At 57.4% G+C, this 2097-nt stretch carries 2 protein-coding genes; both read right to left on the bottom strand.

The genetic code is table 11. The features are described 5' to 3' along the window. The coding region (locus WA354_RS25120) for an enoyl-CoA hydratase/isomerase family protein (RefSeq protein WP_472815772.1) at nt 1–378 on the bottom strand (378 nt) is incomplete at its 3' end. 23 nt (nt 379–401) lie between these two features. Next, nucleotides 402–1793, bottom strand: coding sequence for an epoxide hydrolase family protein (locus tag WA354_RS25115; protein ID WP_472815771.1), 1392 nt, complete (start codon nt 1791–1793; stop codon nt 402–404). Nucleotides 1794–2097 lie beyond the last annotated feature (304 nt).

The raw sequence follows: 2097 nt of genomic DNA, 5'->3' as shown, positions 1-2097 counted from the left end.
GGCCAGCACGAACTCGTTCCCGATTCCGCGCGTGCGGCCGTGAACCTTGGCGATGCTCACCACTGGCGCGGACGCGAGGCGCAGGACAAACTCGCGCCAAAGACCCAGCACCTCTGGCCGTTCAGCTGCCTTGGCTACGTCGAGATGGGCGATGAAAAAATCGGGATTCGCCGACTGGAACACTACGACTTTCACGGACGGGTCGGCATCGAGGTCGGTCATTAGCGCTCCCAATTCGACGATCGTTGTGGGAAGAAACATGTTGATCGGCGGGTTGCTGAAGGTGATCGTCCACCGGCCCGGATGGGTGCGGTCGGTGTTGAACTGCGCATTTGCCTGCTCGCTGCCTCGCTGCGTAGCGCTGGATTGGGTCATCATTTTCTCCTCTCTTGTGAAGAACCTCACCGTAGTGATCGGAAGCCCGCGCGGACCTCTTCTGAAAACAGTTGCGGCTGCTCCCAGGCCGCGTAGTGTCCGCCTCTGTCTACTTGGTTGTAGTAGATGAGTTTGTGATACGCCCGCTCCGTCCAACTTCGCGGGGCTTGATAGTTCTCGCCGGGAAAGACGCTCACGGCAGCTGGGATGGAGACATTGGCCGCGTTATAAAGATTGAGGTGAAGTTCCCAATAGAATCGAGCCGCAGAAATCGCCGTGTTCGTCAACCAGTAAAGTGTGAAGTCATCGAGCACATCGTCTCGTGTCAGGTCACCTGCGGAGTGTCCAGCAATCGTGCGTCCGAGTACTGCCGAAGTGATCGGCGCCGCGGGCTGGCCATAACCATCACCGTGATCAAAGAGCCAAGCTGCCAGGCACACGGGCGAATCCGCAAATCCGTACAGCGTTTGCGGGCGAGTCGCCATCATTTGTGCGTAGGCTCGCCGCTTCGCGAATAATACTGTGAGCTGCTCGTACGCGCGTCTTTCGTCGGCTGAGAGACTGGATGGTGGGGGATCGCCGCACTGGAGCGCCCTCGCACTGTCGGATGGAATAGTTCCAGGGAAGTTTGTGTGAATTCCCAGCAATTCCGGAGGCGCCTGTTTTGCCATCATTGTGCACACGCCGGCACCCAAATCGCCGCCTTGTGACACAAATCTTGCGTATCCAAGGCGCTTCATCAGCATTACCCAGGCACTTGCAGTGCGCTCCGGACCCCAGCCCGGTGTAGTGGGCCTTGCTGAAAACCCGAACCCCGGAAGCGATGGAATCACGAGATGGAAGGCGTCCGAAGCGCTCCCGCGATGTGCCGTCGGGTTGGTAAGTGGATCGATAATCTTCAGTTGCTCGATGATTGATCCGGGCCATCCGTGCGTGACGATCAGCGGCAAAGCGTTTTCATGTTTCGACCGTACGTGAATGAAATGAATATCGAGACCGTCGATTTCGGCGATGAACTGCGGCAGGGCGTTGAGTTTCGCTTCGCACTTGCGCCAGTCGTAGTCTGTCGCCCAATAGTGGGCAAGTTCTTGAATCGTCGCTAGCGGCACACCTTGCGATTCATCTGTCACCGTTTCGCGATCGGGCCACCTTGTCGAGTTGATGCGCCTGCGCAAATCGGCGAGTTCCACCTCTGGAACGTTTACCCGAAACGGACGAATCGCATTCTTGTCAGCTGCTTGCCCAGCGTCTTGTTCTCTGGCACTTGTCCGTGTCACAGCGGCCTCCGGTGGAGTAGTTTTGCGTTTCCAATCCGCAAATGCCTCGCCGATCGCTCTTGGACTGAACGCGACTGCCGCACCCAAAATCGAGCTCGCCTTGAGAAAGTAACGGCGTGATCTGTCGTCTGCTTGTTTCATCGTGTGCTCCTTTCACCTCAGGACGCGGAGACCAGGACTGCGATAGCGCCAATCGTTGCCAACAGGCGGTCGGAAACAACTGTTACGACTAGTGCAGTTCCGCTGTTTTCGGCAGCTCGGATACGGTCCATCCCCCTCCTAGGGCTTTGATCAGCAATACGCTGGCGTCCATGCGGCGGAGCTGATCCTTACCTTCAAGTTCTCACAGCGCAAACGATCGCTCTTCAAAATGAACGAAACGATGTCGACATCCTGAGACGCCGGCCCCGTTTATATTGGAGGAATGGCCACTCGCCCTCCAGAC

Source organism: Occallatibacter sp., from assembly GCF_049802275.1.
GTDB lineage: Bacteria > Acidobacteriota > Terriglobia > Terriglobales > Acidobacteriaceae > Telmatobacter.
Note: the sequence above shows the minus strand (reverse complement) of the source record. Positions and strands in the feature narration are given on the sequence as shown.